Raw genomic sequence first — 15,822 nt, 5'->3', positions numbered from 1 at the left:
TGGGCTCAGCGCGCCCTGCGGCGGCGCCAGACCAGTGCGCCGCCCATCAACACCATCACGGATGCAACGGGCTCCGGCACGGGATTCACGCTGGGAACGGTCCCATACGCACCATACACCAGACCGTCCCAGGAACCCGGTGCGACCACCCGGAAAGGAGCGGAGACACCGCTGCCTTCCGACCATGAACCATCCGCAACAGGGACACCCGTCGGATATCCGGCCAGTCCACCCGCCACGGACTGCACCCAATACGGCGCGTAGTCAGGGGCCCCGGCGTTCGTTTCCGTCACCCCCATCCAGGTGATGGCGGAGATGAAATAGTTCGGCTCCCCGACCGTGCCGTAGTTGTCCGCGCTGATGGAAAGATCGCTCTCCGCGGAGTCGATGATCTGGAGCAGACCCCAGGTGTCCAACGGAGATCCGCTACTGTAGGTGTAGTAAATTTCGTAGGTGCGGCTCCCGATGTTCGGGGATTCCAGCACGAGGTAGGAAACGTCCGTGCCGGACCCGAGGATGATGTTGGCGGCCCCGGCAAAGCTGGCGGAGAGCAGGGTACACGCAACGGCGAACACCCTGACGATGTTGATTTTCATGTTTTCTCTTCTGATTCTGTGGATGACCCGGACACGAGAAGAGGAAAACCCGCGTGGATGGCACTCGGGCATTCTCCGTCCCAAACCCCTCTTGCGCGGAAGGGCATACACGGCGCCGCATCCGGATGAACGGCACCGGGACGAACGAAACGGGGTGAAGTATTCGGACTCCCGACTGTGGGGGAACGGAATCTCTCCCGCCCTCCCCGCCTCCTTCCCGCCTTCACCCCCGCTCGCGCGGAGATTGGCTGTGTGGGAATTCGTCCATCGGATACCGCAGCGCGACTGTTCCGGGCTCTCACCGGATTCCATGCACCCCGCATCAGGTCATCGGCAGGGAAGACACCAGACCCTGGCGGATCATGCAAGCCCGCAGATTCCGCACGTGCGGAGTACCATGATCAAATCTTCCACGAGCTGAACTCGATCTCGAATCCCTTCCGGTCGGGGGAGAAGGTCGCCTTCATCCCACCGCCATCAGCCTCCCTCTTGTATTCGTCATCGGACACCTTGTGATCCTGCAGGTTCATCCGTTTGATGAATGCCTCGAACTTCTCCCGATCCCCCGGGAACTGCAGGGTATAGTCAAATTCGGAAGGGACCTTGGAGAGATACTTGCTCTCATGGTGACGTGGGACCCAGCCCATCGCCTCAAAAGCGGTGGGTTCCCTGGTGTATCGGCCCATGTATTTGAACGAAGGCAACCAAGCCATCCCGACGACGAACCAGAGGACGCGGCTTCTGAAAAGCCCTCTCATGACAGTGCGTGCGCGATCCATTCCCAAGAGAATGCCCAACCGTCCGATGGAAGCAACTTCCACCAAAACCGGATCCTCCCAACGCGCGAGCGAGGAGAGAAGATCTCGGCATCATGCACCCAATAAGTTTTGATGGACCAACGGGACAGCGAATGGAGCGCCGGCTTCAGCCGGCTTGGCTTCGCTGGCTGGATTCTCCGGAGCCGACTGAAGTCGGCGCTCCATCCCGATGAAGATGCCGGTCTGGAGACCGGCGCTCCCAGCGGGCTTTCTCCAGCAGCCTCAGCGGAACTTCACACCGAGGCCGGTGGCCAGTGCGGCGAGCACTTTCTGGTGCGCGGCATCGACTTCCTCTGCCTTGAGCGTGCGGTCCGCGGCGCGGTAGTGGAAGCGGTAGGCCACGGACTTGCGGTCGGCGGGGAGTTTCACGCCGGTCGGGTCGGTGAAGACGTCGAAGCATTCGGAACCGGTCAGGAGCGGCTCGGCGTGCTTGGCGATCACGGCTTCGATCTGCGCGTTCGCGGTGGCGGCGGGGATTTCCATCGCCGCGTCGCGGGACGAACCCGGGAACTGCGGCAGGTCCTCCACCTGGGTGATGCCGGCCAGGAGCTTGCGCACCTTGGCAAGATCCAGCTCCGCAACATACACGGCGGAGGTGAAGTCGAGCGCGCGTTCCTTCGCCAGCGACAGACGGGCGAAAGCGCCGATGTTCTGGTCATCCGCCTTGATGTCGCTGCCGAGCGCGAAGCCGTCGCGTTCCTTCGGCGTGAAGCGGATGGTCCGGTTCGGCAGGAGGGCGCCGAGGATGCCCTTCAGGTCATAGAGATCCGCGGTGCGGTCGGCCTGTGCCCAGCCGCCGGTGTTGGTGCTGCCGGAGACGAGGATGCCGAGCGTTTCGCTTTCCTGGTCCTTCGCCTTGCCGCCGCCCGCATTGCGGAACACGCGGCCCATTTCGAAGAAGCGGAGCGCCTTCTGCTGCTGGCGCACGTTGCGCGCGGCGCTGGCAACCAGGCCGGGGACGATGCTGGGGCGCATGACGGCGTGGTCCTCGCTGAGCGGGAGTTTCACGCGGATGATGTCGCCATCCTGCAGCGGGCGCAGCGGCAGCCCGTCCGCCACCTGGGCGTCCGAGATGAGCTTGATGGTCTGGCACTCGTAGAGGCCGAGCGCGGCGAGGCGGCGGCGCAAGACCATGTCCGCGTCATACGCCTTGTCCACGGCGCTCTGCGGCACGAAGGCACCGAGAAAACGGGATGGCACGTTGTCCAGGCCATGGACGCGGGCGATCTCCTCGACGAGGTCGATGTGACGCTGGAGGTCCGCACGGAACGACGGGACATCCCAGGTGCCGTCGGTGAGTTTCGACAGGCCCAGACGGGTGAGGATCTCCTCCGCGGCATCCAGTGAGATCGATCCGCCCATGAGCTGGTTGAGCTTCCTTTCATCCAGTGCCACCGGCTTCGTCAGCGCGGGTGCGGTGCCGGAGGCGAAGGTCACGCCGGCATCACCGCCCGCGGTTTCCAGGATGAGCTTCACGGCCAGCGCGGAGGCAGGCAGCACGCCCTGCGGGTCCACCCCACGCTCGAAGCGGTAGGAGGAGTCAGAGGAAAGCGCGGTGCGGCGGGAGGTGCGGCGGATTCCCTGCGGGGTGAACCAGGCGGACTCCAGCAGGATCTCCGTGGTCTCCTCCGTGACGCCGCTCTCCGCGCCACCCATCACGCCGCCGAGGGCTAGCGCGGCTCCGGATTCATCCGAAATGAGCAGGTCGCCGGAGACCAGTTCATGCTCCGATTCATCGAGCGCGCTGAACACCTCGCCGTCGTTGGCGTGGCGGACGACAATCGCGCCGCTGACCTTCGCGGCATCAAAGGCGTGCAGCGGCTGGCCGAGTTCGTGGAGCACGAAGTTCGTGATATCGACGACGTTGTTGATCGGGCGCAGTCCGATGGATTCCAAGCGCTTCTTCAGCCAAGCCGGGCTTTCCTGCACCTTCACACCCTTGATGCGGACAGCGGTGTAGAACGGACAGGCGTCCGTGGCCTCAATGTGGATCACGGCGGCGTCTTCGGAGACCTTTTCCACAGCCGGGATTTCCAGCGGAAGGAAAGGCGTGCGCAGCAGGGTGGCGAGCTCCCGGCCCATGCCACGGTGGCTCAACAGGTCCGGGCGGTTTGGAGTGACCTCCAGCTCCAGCAGGACGTCGGAATCGAACATCTCCTTCACGGGCTTCCCGATGACGGAGTCCTCCGGCAGGATGAGCAGGCCGTCCTCACCCTTCGGCAGGCCGATCTCCTCCGCGGCGCAGAGCATGCCACGGGAATCGACACCGCGCATCTTCGTCTCACCGATAGTGAAACCACCGGGAAGTGCGGCACCGGGCAGGGCGCAGGGCACCTTGTCCCCCACCTTGTAGTTCTTCGCGCCGCAGACGATCTGCCGCAGCGTCCCCTCGCCCACGTCCACCTGAGTGACCTTCAGCTTGTCCGCGTTCGGGTGCTGCACGGCCTCCATGATCTGTGCGACCACGATCTTTTCCGAAGCGATGCCCTTCGTCTCGATGCCTTCGACCTCGACACCCGCGAAGGTGAAGAGGTCATCGATCTCCTTGATCGATTTTCCGGAGAGATTCAGGTGGCTGCCGAGCCAGTTGAGGGACGTTTTCATGACAGGAAGAGGGAAATGCTTTTAAACCGCTAATGGACGCCAATAGACGCGAATGAAATATCCTTATTGGCGTTGATTCGCGTTCATTCGCGGTTCTTTTTTCAGGCGAATTGTTTGAGGAAACGGACGTCGTTTTCGATGAGGAGGCGGATGTCCTTGATGCCCCAGCGGATCATGGCGAGGCGGTCGAGGCCCATGCCGAAGGCGAAGCCGGTGACCTTTTCCGGGTCGAATGCGTTGTCCTTCCGTGCGGCGTTGACGGCGGAGAAAACGGCTGGGTCCACCATGCCGCAGCCGGCGACCTCGATCCAGCGCGGAGCCTGACCCTTGACCTGGAGCTTCACGTCGATCTCGAAGCTCGGTTCGGTGAACGGGAAGAAGTGCGGGCGGAAGCGGACCTCCGTGGTGGTTCCGAACAGTTCCCGCAGGAAATACTCCAGCGTGCCCTTCAGGTCCGGCAGGGAGACATCCTCCGCGACGTAGAGACCCTCGAGCTGGTTGAAGACGGAAAGATGCGTCGCATCGATCTCGTCCCGGCGGTAGGCGGAGCCGGGCGCGATAATGCGCAGCGGCGGCGCCTGCGACTCCATGGTGCGCACCTGCACGCTGGAGGTGTGGGTGCGGAGGAGTTTTCCGGAGTCGAAATAGAAGGTGTCCTTCTCGTTGCGGGCCGGGTGGTCGGCGGGCGTGTTCAGCGCGTCGAAGCAGTGGAACTCATCCTCGATCTCCGGGCCGTCCGCGAGGGCGAAGCCCATGCGGCGGAGGATGCCGATAGCCTCGTCACGGATCTGGGTGAGCGGGTGGAGCGCACCGGTGAGGACCGGGCGGCCGGGCAGGGTCACATCCACGCCGTCGAGGGCCTTCCGGTCCGCCACCTCCTGGAGGGCCGCCTGTTTTTCCTCCAGCGCGGAGGTGATGGCGGCGCGGGCGGCATTGAGCGACTGGCCGAAGGCGGCCTTCTCTTCCTTCGGCACATCCTTGATGCCAGCCTGGGCAAGGGTGAGCGTGCCTTTCTTGCCCAGCACCCCCACGCGGGCGTCTTCGAGCGCGCGCTCGTCTGCTGCGTTGGCGATGCGTTCCAGGGCATCGGTCTGGATGGAGGCGATGGACTCGTTCATGGGAGGCGGACGGCTTAGCCGGTTATTCCGGGGCGGTCAAAGGCTTTGCGCTGGGAGCGCCGGTCTCCAGACCGGCTTGGCAGCCAAGGCCATCAGGGGAAGATGCCGGTCTGGAGACCAGCGGTCCCCGCGTTCACAATGTCGCAGCCACCGAAGGAACCGCGTCCAGAAACGACGGAAACTCCGGCTGCCAGCCTGTGCCCCGCAGCTTCGCCGCGGAGACTTTCTTGTGGGTCCAGCCGCGCTTGCGGTCCGGGTCCCGGGGACCGGACGGCGGCAGCGGCTTTCCGAAGATCTCCGCCAGCCGCCGGTAGCATTCGCCCTGCGCCATCGGGGTGGAGTCGCTGACATTGAAGATACCGCCGCGTTTTTCCCCTGCTGATGCGAGGTGGAAAACCGCCCGCGCCGCATCATCCCGGTGGATCTGGTTGAGGAACCGCCTGCCGTCCTCCTCGATGACGGCCTCCCCGGAGAGGAATTTCTTCAGAATGACGCTGCGCCCGGGACCGTAGATCCCGGAAAGCCGGGCGACGGTGCCGCCAGCCTCCAGCACCACCTTTTCCGCCGCCAGCAGCAAACGCCCGGTTTCCCGCTCCGGCACGGCGGGGCTTTCCTCGGTGACGACCGAGCCATCCGTCTGCGCATAGACGGAGGAGCTGGACGTGAAAAGGAGCGGCACGCCGGGAAATGCGTCCGCCAGATTCCGGCAGCCATCGACATATACCCGCTGGTAGGCCTCCGGTCCACCGCGGCCGGAGGCAGCGCAGTGGACGATGAAGTCCGGCGATGCATCCGCCAGTCCGCGCACGGAGGAAAGGTCACTGACATCCGCCGCACGCGCGCCCTCACCTCCGGAAAGCGAGACCGGCACCACCTCCCAGCCATGCTCCAGGAACACGCGGCCCACCGCCTGTCCAAGATAGCCGTTTCCGATGAGCAGCAGCTTCACTTCCCGGCGGCTTGCTGGAATTTCCCGCGCAACGCGGAGTTGTCCCCATTGCCGATGTTCGTGTGCTGGATGATGAGCACCGAGTAGCGGTCCTTCACCGGGTCGATCCATGCCTGCGTGCCATAGGCACCACCGTGGCCGTAGGACCCGGGGGAAAGCGACGCGGTCACCCCGCCCGGATTCACCACCCGGATCCAGCCGATGCCATAGGCATTCCCCTCCACGAAGCCGACCTTCTCCAGACCGTCCGTGCGGGACTTCGTCATTTCCTGGATGGACTCCGGTTTGAGGAAATTCTGGCCGTTCGCCTCGCCGCCGTTGAGGACCATGGCGAGGAATTTCGAGAAATCCTCAGCCGTGGAGAAAAGCCCGCCGTTCGCACGGGGGTAGCGGCTCGTGTCACCGTATTCCTTGCCTGCCAGCACGCGCGGCACTTCCACCTCCAGACCCACGTCCGTCTTCTTGTAGGCCAGGGCCAGACGCGCCACCTGATCCGCGTTCGGATAAAATGACGTGTCCTTCATGCCCAGCGGGCCGAAGAGGCGTTTCTCCAGGAAGTCGGCGAAGTTCTGCTGGGAAACCACCTCCACGATGCGCCCTCCGACATTGATCCCCGTCTGGCAGTAGGCCCACTTCGTCCCGGGCGCGAATTTCACCGGGCGGGTGGCGGTGAGTTTCATCACCTGGTCCAGGGTGGACAGGCCCATTTCCTCCTCCTTGGTGAGATCCTGGAGCCCGGCTGTGTGGGACATGCACTGGGCGACGGTGACCGTCACCTCCTTGCCCTCCGCATCCTTCAGATCCTTGAACTCCGGCAGGTACTTCGCCACCGGATCATCCAGCGAGATCCGGCCTTCCTCCACCATCATCATGACCGCCACGCCGGTGACAGGCTTCGACATGGAGGCGATCCAGGCGACGGAGTCGGTCTTCATCGGGCGCTTGTTGGCGATGTCCGCCAGACCGGTGGCTCCGGAAGAAAGCACTCTCTCCTTCGAGCCGACGACGGTCACCGCACCGGCCACGTCCTTCGCCTCCACCACCCCTTCGCGGAAGACGGAAAGGGCGGTGTCCAGCGTACCGGCGTTCTCCTTCGCGAATCCGGAGCCCATACAGGCCGCGGCCAACATCATGCGGAATGTCCTCTTCATCGGTTTCCCATGGAGTTACGCAGGAACGGGCCGGATGGCAAAGTTTATCCCTTGTTGCTCGGTGACGGGAACGCCCGCGCGGTCTCAGCGTCCGCCCCGCTTCCCGAAGTCATCGAGCTGCTCGAGGCTCTGGTCGATACGATTCATCCCATTCCTCATCTGCCGTTCCTGGATCTGAACCTGCATGTCGGTATTCGAGGAAATAATCCCCATCAACTCATTGAACCGGTCCGCGTCCCTGTCCCCTCTCAAAAATGTATTGGCTGCCATCATGCTCCCACCGGCCCGCTTCCAGGAGAATGATCAGAGACTCCAGTTGATCGATGGAATCCCGCTCCAAGCGCCTCACGTCGTCCACGACAGGAAGCACCTTGTCCAGCCCTCTCCGGATGCCCGCCAAAACCTCCGCCTCCATGGCCGGATCGAAATTGAGGCCCGCTGCACGGGTCGGCAGACTTTGGAGCAGTTCCCCTGTTTTCTTCTCGGCGAGATCAACTGCGGATCTCATTCTTGAAATGATCCCTTTCGCACGGCCATATCCACCGTCCTTCAGTCTCTGCGGATCGAGGAGGGTATCACTCCCGGCTTTGTTCAGGTCCGCGAGATACTCCTGCTGGATCACCGCGGCGTCATTCATCACCGAACGGGTGAAGGCGGTGAACTTCTCCGCCGTATTCTTCGGTGCGGCGGGTTCCTCGAATTTGAAATCCGAGGCTTTCGGCTGCCCCTCCACATCGAGGAATTCGGAACGGAGTGTCCGGGCGTCCTCCTTCATGCCCTGGATGGCCTGCCGCATGTCTTCAATCTCATTCCGGGGGGATTTGGAGGGTGGACCGAGGAGGGAGCTGGAAGCGACGTTCCTTTTCTCATACTGCCGTTCATCGGATGAGGAAGGCATGGTCCGCTCACCAGCATCCCGTTTTGGTCCGGTGGCCACCCCGGATTGGGAGGCCGCTCCCTTGTCCTTCAGCACCAGAATCAGCACGCTGGGAAGGACGGAGAATAGAACCGCCGAAACCAGATACGACCGGGAGAACCACCTGATGAATGGTTTTCCCAGCGCGGCACCGATCCCACCGCACAATGCCGAGACGATGAGGGCCGCGACCGAACAGACGACGAAATAAGCCACCCACCCGACCATGAAATCGAGAAGGGCAGAACCGGCGCCCGCTTTCAGGGCTTTTTCAGAACAGGCGAGGACCCCTCCGACGGCGGTTAGAAGGAGAGTCGCACCGACAGGTATGAGAAAGGGTTTCAGCGGGTTGCCCGCTCCGTGGCCATGAAGCAACTCCGCGGGTGGGAGGTCATGTGACATCCGGGAAGGGAGCGGTGGAGACCCGGCTGCCCGTGGAACGCCCCCGGCGGTGGCACGAGGGACCACAATCTCCCCGCCACAAGCAGGACAGTTGGAGGAAAGGCCCTCCCACTCCGGTGAAGCGTCAATATGCTGTGCACAATGAATGCAATAAAACGTGGGCATGGCACGGGGGAATTTCATGGTTCACCGGCATGCTCCAACGCCGGTTCCAACCTATTATTGCCCGGGTGAGCGAAAGTCATCATAAATCACGGAGAACCCGGTATTCACACTGCGCGCGTCCGGAGACGTTCAGTTTATAACCTTGCCATCACCACCCATTGCTCCCCTAGTTTCGCAAACTCATGAATCGCCGCCATTTCATCGGAACCGCCCTTGCCGCCGCCATCACCTCGTCCGTCCGGGCCGCCGATGGGAAGCAGCCTCACATCCTGCTGCGGAACGGCTGGCAGAGCATCAACATCGGCGACATCGCCCACCAGATGGGCATGCTGGAACTGCTGGAAAAGCACCTGCCGGATGTGAAGATCAGCTTCTGGGCGAGCAACCTGGAGCACGGTGCGAAGGAACTGGTGCAGAAGCGTTTCCCAAAGACCATCATCCTCAACGGCCGGGACGAAGTGGACGCCGCCTTCAAGGATTGCGATTTCCTCCTCCATGGATCCGGTTCCGGATTCGTGGCACAGACGGACGTCGGCCGCTGGCGCGATGAAACCGGCAAGCCCTACGGCGTGTTCGGCATCTCCTTTTTCAAGAACAACGCAAAGGGCATCGAGATCCTCAATGGCGCGAAGTTCGTCTACTTCCGTGACAGCGTCTCCATGCAGACCGCGAAGGACCAGGGCCTGACCACCCCCATCGCGGAGTTCGGCCCGGACTGTGCCTTCGGAGTGGTGACCCTGCGCAATGACGCGGCGGCGGACGCCTACCTCACGGAACACGGCCTGGAGCATGGCAAGTTCCTCTGCTGCATCCCGCGCTACCGCTGGACCCCGTTCTGGACGGTGAAGAAGGGCCGCGCGTTCGACCCGAAGAAGGACGCCCGCAACCAGGAGATGAAGGACCACGACCACTCCCAGCTCCGGGAGGGCATCATCCAGGTCGTCACGCAGACTGACATGAAAGTGCTCATCTGCTGCGAGGACATGACCCAGATCCCGCTGGGCAAGGAAATGATCTACGACAAGCTGCCGGAAGAGGTGAAAAAGAAATGCGTCTGGCGGGACAGATACTGGCTCACCGACGAGGCGCTGAGCGTCTACAACCGCTCCGCCGGACTTTTCGGGAATGAGATGCACAGTCCCATCATGTGCATCAGCAGTGGCATCCCCGCGATCGTCTGCCGTTTCGACGAGCAGACGACGAAAGGCTTCATGTGGCGGGACATCGGCCTCGACGAGTGGCTTTTCGACCTGGATGACCCGGAGAAATACAAACTCATCGCCCCTACCATCCTTTCCTTGGCGAAGGATCCCGCCGCAGCGAAAGCGAAGGCGGCGAAGGCGCGGGACTTCGTCTTCGCTAAGCAGGCAGAGGAGATTGCCACGCTGAAGAAATCACTACCCTCCGGCTGACACCCCCATGCACAGCCCGGCACGCCTTACCGCATCCGCTCCCGTCCTTCTGGTGAAGGACGTGGTGGCGGCGGCGGATTTCTACCGGGACACGATGGGCTTCCACTACGAGCGCTTCTGGGGTGAACCGCCTACCTTCGTGATCCTCCACCGCGACGGGATGTACGTGATGCTCCGGCAGGCGGAAGACCCCAAGCACGTCGTCCCCCACTGGACGGTGGCGGACAAGCTCTGGAACATCTATTTCTGGGTGTCCGATGTGGATGCCCTCCACGCCGAGTTCGTCTCACGCGGCGCGGTGATCGACTACGGACTATGTGACCAGCCCTATGGTTGCCGGGAATTCGGCACCCAGGATCTGGATGGGCACGACATCGGCTTCGGCCAGACGATGGATTGAGACAAACGGGGCGTCCGCTCCGCTTTCATAACCCTTTCCCGCCACATGCCATTCGCCATCGAGCTGAGATTCGATCCGGAATCGGAAAGGATTGACAGCAAAGGCGCGAAGATCGCGAAGGGAAGAAATCAATCTCTGCGCTGCTTTGCGGCAGTGTTTGGGTGACTTGCCAATGCCGTCGATGGACAAGAGTGTCCATCCTCCTTACTTACGCGAACAAGTGAGTGTGCTGGCGGCCCTGTGATGGTATCTTCCTCACATCGCCACGTGGCTTTCCCTGCCCGCCATGAATGATCCCTTCCAGTTCGATTCGCTCTTCCGGAGCGGCGGTGCCTTCGATGGTTACAACATCCTCGCGGGCCTCATTTTCGGCACCATCGGCTGGGGGGCGCTGCGGTACGGGCGGGCGCTCGAGCGCTGGAAACCGATCGTGATCGGCCTCGCGATGATGGTTTATCCGTATTTTTTCTACAACCGCATCCTGCTGTGGGGAATCGGCACGGGCCTGGCGACGCTGCTCTGGTTCCACCACGACGAGTGAGCGGGGTCCGCATTTCCCTTGTCACGGCGGGCTTTTTCCGGCCTAGACTCCCCCCGCCCATGCCGACCGACGCGATCCTCTCCACCGCCCGACAGTTCCTCGAGGTGGACCCGACCATCCCCGTGACATTGGAGCCGATCAAGCGCGGCGCGTCCGGCCGGACCATCGTCCGTATCAAGTCACCGGTGCATGAACCGTTCATCGGCATCCACTGGACGGACGAGCGGGCGGACAACAAGCAGTTCGTGCCAGTGGCGCATTTCCTGAAAAAAGCCCGGCTGCGGGTGCCGGAGATCCTGCATGAGAACCTGAAACGCCGGGTGGCGCTGGTGGAGGACCTGGGGGACGTGGACCTGCTTTCGCTCAAGGACCGCCCGTTTTCCGAACGCCCGCCGTTCTACCGCTCCGCTCTGGAACAGGTGGACAAGCTGTTCTACGCGAAGCCGCCGAAGGAGTTCGAGCTGATGCCACCGTTCGACGCCGCGCTCTACCGGTGGGAGCAGAACTATTTCATCGAGCATCTGGTGGAGGACTTCCTCGGCATGGACGCCACCCCGCTGAAGGGGCACCCTGCCTTCGCCGCGCTGGCCGAGAAGCTGGGTACGGGGGCGCGCCATCTGGTCCACCGTGATTTCCAGTCGCAGAATCTCCTGATCAAGGAGGGGGCGGTGTATCTCATCGACTTCCAGGGACTGCGCCGCGGCCGCCAGGAGTATGACCTCGCATCCCTCATTTTCGACCCCTATCTGGACCACTCCGCCGATGAGCGGGAGCAACTTCTGGAACTGTGGGAGGATATCGCGGACGAGCGTCCGGAAACCACGCTGTTCCACCAATGCGCCGCCCAGCGGCTGATGCAGGCCCTGGGTGCCTACGGCAACATCCTGAAAAACCGTGGCGATGAATGGTATCGCCCGCACATCGCCACGGCGGCGAAGCTCCTCCGCGAAGTGACCGCGGGCACCGACCTCGAAAAACCGCTCGCCCCTTACCTGGCGGCCATCCCCTGATCCCTCCGTGGCCAAACCGTGCCTCCGCTTCCTCAGCGTGCTGATCGCCTCCGCGGCGGCCGCTTGGTATGCGCTGGAGTTCCTTCCATCCGGTCCGGTGGACCGTTTCCTGGTGAAGGTGATGGCGTCCACCACGGCGAATCCCCCGTTCATCATCGCCGGGGCGGGCACGCAGGATTCCCCGTGGTCGCTGCGGGTGCTGGCCCCTTACCAGAAAGCGGACCCGAAGCACGGGCCTGCCGTCGTATCATTGGGGGATGACAAAGAGGGCATCTTCCAGAGCTCCCCACCGTCTCCCGTGGACCTCGCGGTGGTGCTGAGGAACATGCGGCGGCTGGGAGCGGAAAGGCCCGCCATCTCCGCCCTGCTCGCGTGGGAGGAACCGGAGGTGATCGCGATCAGCGCGCTCGACAGTGCGCTTGAATCCTTCCCTGCGGTGACGACCGCCAGCCCGTTGTCCCGCGGTGCGACCGGCACTCCGATCTCCCCCACTTTCCGCCGCGCATCCATCGCCCCCTCCCAGGTGCGTGGAGACATCACGAAAGTCCCCACCGTCAACCGGCTGCCGCTTCCAGGGGTCATCCTCGGCGGTGACAACGCGTATTCCGGCTTCACCCTGCTGGAGCACGACCCGGGCGGATCACCGATGCTGGCCCGCTGGGATGACCGCTTCGTCCTTTCCTTCCCGCTCGTCTCGGTTCTGGTGGAGCGGGGCCTTCCCTTTGATGGAGTGGAGATCGAGCTGGGGAACTTCATCAAACTCGGTGCCAAGGGTCCCTATATTCCCATCGATGCGACGGGCCGGATTTCCACGGCACCCGGAAAGGCCACCGACTCCCGGATGCTCCGGGCAGAACTGCTGGGGGACATGCAGGAAGGGACTCCGCTCGCGGGACCGGGGCTGGTGATGCTACGCGATGACCAGTCCAACGCGGAGGCTCCGACGAGGGCATTTTCCGCACGGGTGGGCCCGTTGTTGGCCGACATTTCTTCCGGTGCCGGGATGTCCCGGGAGCAAATCCTGACGCGGTCCGAGGATTGGCGGGAGCTGACCATCCTGGGAATCGCCGCGGTGCTGCTGGCGATGCCATTCCGCCGCCGCAGGTTCGGCCGCGGAGTCATCTATGCCGTGGTGGCCGCAGCCGCGCTTGCCATCCATCTCACCGCCTTCCTCACCACCTCCGTGTGGCCGCCGACCCTCGCCGTTCTCGCAGCCGTGGGTGGTGCGTTCTTTGTCAGTCATCTGTTCTTCCGGGACACGGAGAAGGCTCCGGAGGAGCAACCCGCCCCCTCATTACCGGCAGACACCGCACCTGCGGAAGTGGTGGCTCCCGCCGCCGCGGCCGTGGCGGAACCGACCACCCCACCCGCCAAAGAAGCCGCAGCGAAAAAAGTGGCGGCCAGGAAGGCCACCGTCAAAAAGACCACCGCCAAAAAAGCCGCCACGAAGAAGGTGGTGGCGAAGAAAACCCCCGCCAAAAAAGCCGCCGCGAAGAAGTCCGCCGGCAGAAAGAAAAATCCTCCATCATCCTAGCCATCATGAACCCCATCGACAAAGCAGACGCCCTCATCGAGGCGCTTCCCTACCTCCAGGCCTTCCGCGGCAAGACCTTCCTCATCAAGATGGGAGGCTCCGCGATGGAGGACCCGGAACTGGTGAAGAACGTGATGCGGGACATCGTCTTCCTCGAAGTGGCCGGCATCAACCCCATCGTCGTCCACGGCGGCGGAAAGGCGATCTCCGCCGCGATGGAGAAGGCCGGGCTGGAGGCGAAATTCGTCGGCGGCTTCCGCGTCACGACGGACGAAGCGATCGACATCGTCGCCCGCGTGCTTTCCGAGGAGATCAACCCAGGCCTCGTCCGCATGATGCGCGACTTCGGCGGCAAGGCGGTCGGCATCGCGGGAAACAACGTCTTCCTCGGCGAAAAACTCCGAGGCAAGGATGCGGAGGGGAACTCCGTCGATCTGGGCCGGGTGGGCGAAGTCATCGGCTGCCAGCTCGCCAACATGGACGCCGCGCATGACGCGGGCATCGTTCCCGTGATCTCACCTCTGGCCGCGGAGCTGGGCACCGGACGCCCCCTCAACATCAACGCGGATCTCGCCGCCGCCGCGCTGGCGAAGGAACTGCGCGTCGCGAAACTGGTTTATCTCTCCGACGTCCCCGGACTGCTGGCCGACCCGAAGGATCCCACCTCCCTGATCAAGTCCGTGACCCGCAAGGAGGCCGACGGCCTGATCGCGGATGGAACCATCTCCGGCGGCATGATCCCGAAGATCCGCAGCGCGGTGGACGCCCTCAACGCGGGCGTGCGCAAGGTCCACTTCGTGGATGGCCGCCAGCCGCACTCCCTGCTGCTCGAGATCTTCACCGACGGCGGCATCGGCACCGAGGTGGTGAGGTAAGGAGGAGAAGTTTTCAGGAAAGAGAAGAAAGCTGAAAGCTGAATCCAGCGGATCCTTCAAGGCATTCATTTCTTCTCTTCCTTGGCGCCCTTCGCGCCTTGGCGGTGAAATTTCACTTCAGAGCAGGCGCAGGCACGTTGACCAACACCTGATCCGCGATGCCGCGCAGCACCGCCGCATCTTCCGGCTTCACGACGGGCGGGACGAAGGTGTTCTCCGCGACCTTGCCGCCGAAGAGGAAGCCGTAGAAAACGGACGCACCCAGATAGCGGCCTTCCGCGTTGCAGTGCTTGAAGTCGAGGGATGCCACCAGCTTCTCCACCTTCTTCGGCTCGGCCTTCACGATGGTGGTGCCGCCCGTGGCAGGCTCTGCCGCCGGAGCAGGTTGTCCGGCAGGGGCAGGTTCACCGACTGGCGCGGGTTCTTCGACCGCGACCATGGTCTTCTTCACGGTCCATCCCACATTCAGGCTGCCGGGCTGGACGGGAGAGGTGCCGGGCAGCGGTTCCTTGTAGTTGAATGCCGGGTCAGGATACTTGAACGACCAGCGGGGCAGTTTCCGCGCTTCCTGCATGGCGGTGCCGACCGGGACCGTCCGCAGGGAATACTTTTCCGCAAGCTGGCCGTAGGCGGCCACCAGCCCGTCGAACATCTTCTGCTGGTCGAAGCCATCCTTGTAGAGCGGGCAGTCCTCACGGTAGGCCCAGGTCTGGTGGATGACGATCTCCGCCGTGGGCGCGTATTTCCGGATGTAGGCGATCAGCTCGCCGGCATAAGGCTCGAAGGTCTCGAACTGGAAGCTGGTGTTGCTCACCTGCTGGATCGTGACGTAGTCCCACTTCTCCAGTTCCAGTGCCTGGCGCAGGGAAAAGTTCTTCGGCACTTCCTTGGATTTCGGATCCACCTCGTTGCCCCCGGAAGCGATCTTCGGGGCGGAGACATCGTCAGCCAGGGAATGGATGACGCTTCCACGGTAGGGGCTGCCCTGCGGATCCGCCGGATCCAGTTCGAACGCCTTCATGTGGCGGGCGTGGCGCTCGAAGGTGCAGCCACCGAGGTTGGCGCGGAAAAGCAGCAGGTCCTTGCCAGCGGCTTTCGCCATAGCGGGCAGATAGGCGGTCGCGTCATTGGCGAAGCTGTTGCCGATGGTCAGCAGCTTGACTTGGGCCTTCGGTTCCTCCTTGGCCATCAGGGGACCGGCGAGGACAAGCAGGAGGCAGACGAGGGTTTTCGGCAGGCTTCTCATGGGTGGTGGAAGCTACCCTACGTGGACGCACCGCCAAGAAATTTCACCGGCCAGCAGGTTCGATGCCCTTCAGGTCGCCAACGCC

The 15,822-nt window shown here is 63.1% G+C and carries 14 protein-coding genes and 1 riboswitch; of the genes, 6 read left to right on the top strand and 8 right to left on the bottom strand.

All coding sequences use genetic code 11. The annotated features are described in order from the left end of the window. Window positions 1-5: 5 nt before the first annotated feature. The 7 genes from OVA24_RS07195 to OVA24_RS07165 form a co-directional block, all read right to left on the bottom strand. Entirely contained in the window at window positions 6-596 is a 591-nt protein-coding gene (locus tag OVA24_RS07195; protein WP_267674520.1) for a hypothetical protein, read from the bottom strand. 159 nt (window positions 597-755) lie between these two features. Continuing rightward, window positions 756-906: riboswitch (cobalamin riboswitch) on the bottom strand. Between the two features lie 91 nt (window positions 907-997). Next, a complete protein-coding gene (locus OVA24_RS07190; RefSeq protein WP_267674519.1) occupies window positions 998-1,354 on the bottom strand; it encodes a hypothetical protein in 357 nt (118 codons plus the stop codon). A gap of 282 nt (window positions 1,355-1,636) precedes the next feature. Continuing rightward, a complete protein-coding gene (gene pheT, locus OVA24_RS07185; protein WP_267674518.1) occupies window positions 1,637-4,018 on the bottom strand; it encodes a phenylalanine--tRNA ligase subunit beta in 2,382 nt (793 codons plus the stop codon). A gap of 101 nt (window positions 4,019-4,119) precedes the next feature. Continuing rightward, the gene (pheS, locus tag OVA24_RS07180) at window positions 4,120-5,136 is read right to left on the bottom strand and encodes a phenylalanine--tRNA ligase subunit alpha (RefSeq protein WP_267674517.1); all 1,017 of its coding nucleotides are present in this window, start codon (window positions 5,134-5,136) and stop codon (window positions 4,120-4,122) included. A 133-nt stretch (window positions 5,137-5,269) separates the two neighbouring features. Further along, entirely contained in the window at window positions 5,270-6,085 is an 816-nt protein-coding gene (locus OVA24_RS07175) for an NAD-dependent epimerase/dehydratase family protein (RefSeq protein WP_267674516.1), read from the bottom strand. Beyond that, window positions 6,082-7,236 (bottom strand): serine hydrolase domain-containing protein, encoded by a 1,155-nt coding sequence (locus tag OVA24_RS07170; RefSeq protein WP_267674515.1) that lies wholly within the window; start codon window positions 7,234-7,236, stop codon window positions 6,082-6,084. The genes OVA24_RS07175 and OVA24_RS07170 overlap by 4 nt, the downstream gene beginning before the upstream one ends. Window positions 7,237-7,453: 217 nt before the next feature. Beyond that, entirely contained in the window at window positions 7,454-8,554 is a 1,101-nt protein-coding gene (locus OVA24_RS07165; RefSeq protein ID WP_267674514.1) for a hypothetical protein, read from the bottom strand. 347 nt (window positions 8,555-8,901) lie between these two features. On the opposite strand from OVA24_RS07165, the gene OVA24_RS07160 reads away from it, so the two are divergent. From OVA24_RS07160 to argB, 6 genes are all read left to right on the top strand, one after another. Continuing rightward, window positions 8,902-10,131, top strand: coding sequence for a polysaccharide pyruvyl transferase family protein (locus tag OVA24_RS07160; protein WP_267674513.1), 1,230 nt, complete (start codon window positions 8,902-8,904; stop codon window positions 10,129-10,131). A gap of 7 nt (window positions 10,132-10,138) precedes the next feature. Continuing rightward, on the top strand, window positions 10,139-10,531 hold the full coding sequence (locus OVA24_RS07155; protein ID WP_267674512.1) for a VOC family protein: 393 nt from the start codon (window positions 10,139-10,141) through the stop codon (window positions 10,529-10,531). A 286-nt stretch (window positions 10,532-10,817) separates the two neighbouring features. Continuing rightward, window positions 10,818-11,072: a hypothetical protein gene (locus OVA24_RS07150; protein ID WP_267674511.1), complete on the top strand. Its 255-nt coding sequence runs from the start codon at window positions 10,818-10,820 to the stop codon at window positions 11,070-11,072. 59 nt (window positions 11,073-11,131) lie between these two features. After that, on the top strand, window positions 11,132-12,082 hold the full coding sequence (locus OVA24_RS07145; RefSeq protein WP_267674510.1) for a phosphotransferase: 951 nt from the start codon (window positions 11,132-11,134) through the stop codon (window positions 12,080-12,082). A 7-nt stretch (window positions 12,083-12,089) separates the two neighbouring features. Beyond that, a complete protein-coding gene (locus tag OVA24_RS07140; protein WP_267674509.1) occupies window positions 12,090-13,616 on the top strand; it encodes a hypothetical protein in 1,527 nt (508 codons plus the stop codon). A gap of 5 nt (window positions 13,617-13,621) precedes the next feature. After that, window positions 13,622-14,491, top strand: a complete 870-nt coding sequence (argB, locus tag OVA24_RS07135) for an acetylglutamate kinase (protein WP_267674508.1) — start codon at window positions 13,622-13,624, stop codon at window positions 14,489-14,491. A gap of 112 nt (window positions 14,492-14,603) precedes the next feature. Here the strand turns inward: argB and OVA24_RS07130 are convergent, their stop codons facing one another. Beyond that, window positions 14,604-15,737 (bottom strand): DUF4886 domain-containing protein, encoded by a 1,134-nt coding sequence (locus OVA24_RS07130; RefSeq protein ID WP_267674507.1) that lies wholly within the window; start codon window positions 15,735-15,737, stop codon window positions 14,604-14,606. Window positions 15,738-15,822: the final 85 nt, after the last annotated feature.

Origin of the sequence: Luteolibacter sp. SL250, assembly GCF_026625605.1 — a bacterium.
Taxonomy (GTDB): domain Bacteria; phylum Verrucomicrobiota; class Verrucomicrobiia; order Verrucomicrobiales; family Akkermansiaceae; genus Luteolibacter.
Note: the sequence above shows the minus strand (reverse complement) of the source record. Positions and strands in the feature narration are given on the sequence as shown.

Coding starts and splice junctions, on each gene's coding strand:
- OVA24_RS07190 (WP_267674519.1), bottom strand. CDS start 1,354: ATGAGAGGGCTTTTCAGAAGCCGCGTCCTCTGGTTCGTCGTCGGGATG.
- pheT (WP_267674518.1), bottom strand. CDS start 4,018: ATGAAAACGTCCCTCAACTGGCTCGGCAGCCACCTGAATCTCTCCGGA.
- OVA24_RS07195 (WP_267674520.1), bottom strand. CDS start 596: ATGAAAATCAACATCGTCAGGGTGTTCGCCGTTGCGTGTACCCTGCTC.
- argB (WP_267674508.1), top strand. CDS start 13,622: ATGAACCCCATCGACAAAGCAGACGCCCTCATCGAGGCGCTTCCCTAC.
- OVA24_RS07130 (WP_267674507.1), bottom strand. CDS start 15,737: ATGAGAAGCCTGCCGAAAACCCTCGTCTGCCTCCTGCTTGTCCTCGCC.
- OVA24_RS07155 (WP_267674512.1), top strand. CDS start 10,139: ATGCACAGCCCGGCACGCCTTACCGCATCCGCTCCCGTCCTTCTGGTG.
- OVA24_RS07170 (WP_267674515.1), bottom strand. CDS start 7,236: ATGAAGAGGACATTCCGCATGATGTTGGCCGCGGCCTGTATGGGCTCC.
- OVA24_RS07150 (WP_267674511.1), top strand. CDS start 10,818: ATGAATGATCCCTTCCAGTTCGATTCGCTCTTCCGGAGCGGCGGTGCC.
- pheS (WP_267674517.1), bottom strand. CDS start 5,136: ATGAACGAGTCCATCGCCTCCATCCAGACCGATGCCCTGGAACGCATC.
- OVA24_RS07160 (WP_267674513.1), top strand. CDS start 8,902: ATGAATCGCCGCCATTTCATCGGAACCGCCCTTGCCGCCGCCATCACC.
- OVA24_RS07165 (WP_267674514.1), bottom strand. CDS start 8,554: ATGTCACATGACCTCCCACCCGCGGAGTTGCTTCATGGCCACGGAGCG.
- OVA24_RS07145 (WP_267674510.1), top strand. CDS start 11,132: ATGCCGACCGACGCGATCCTCTCCACCGCCCGACAGTTCCTCGAGGTG.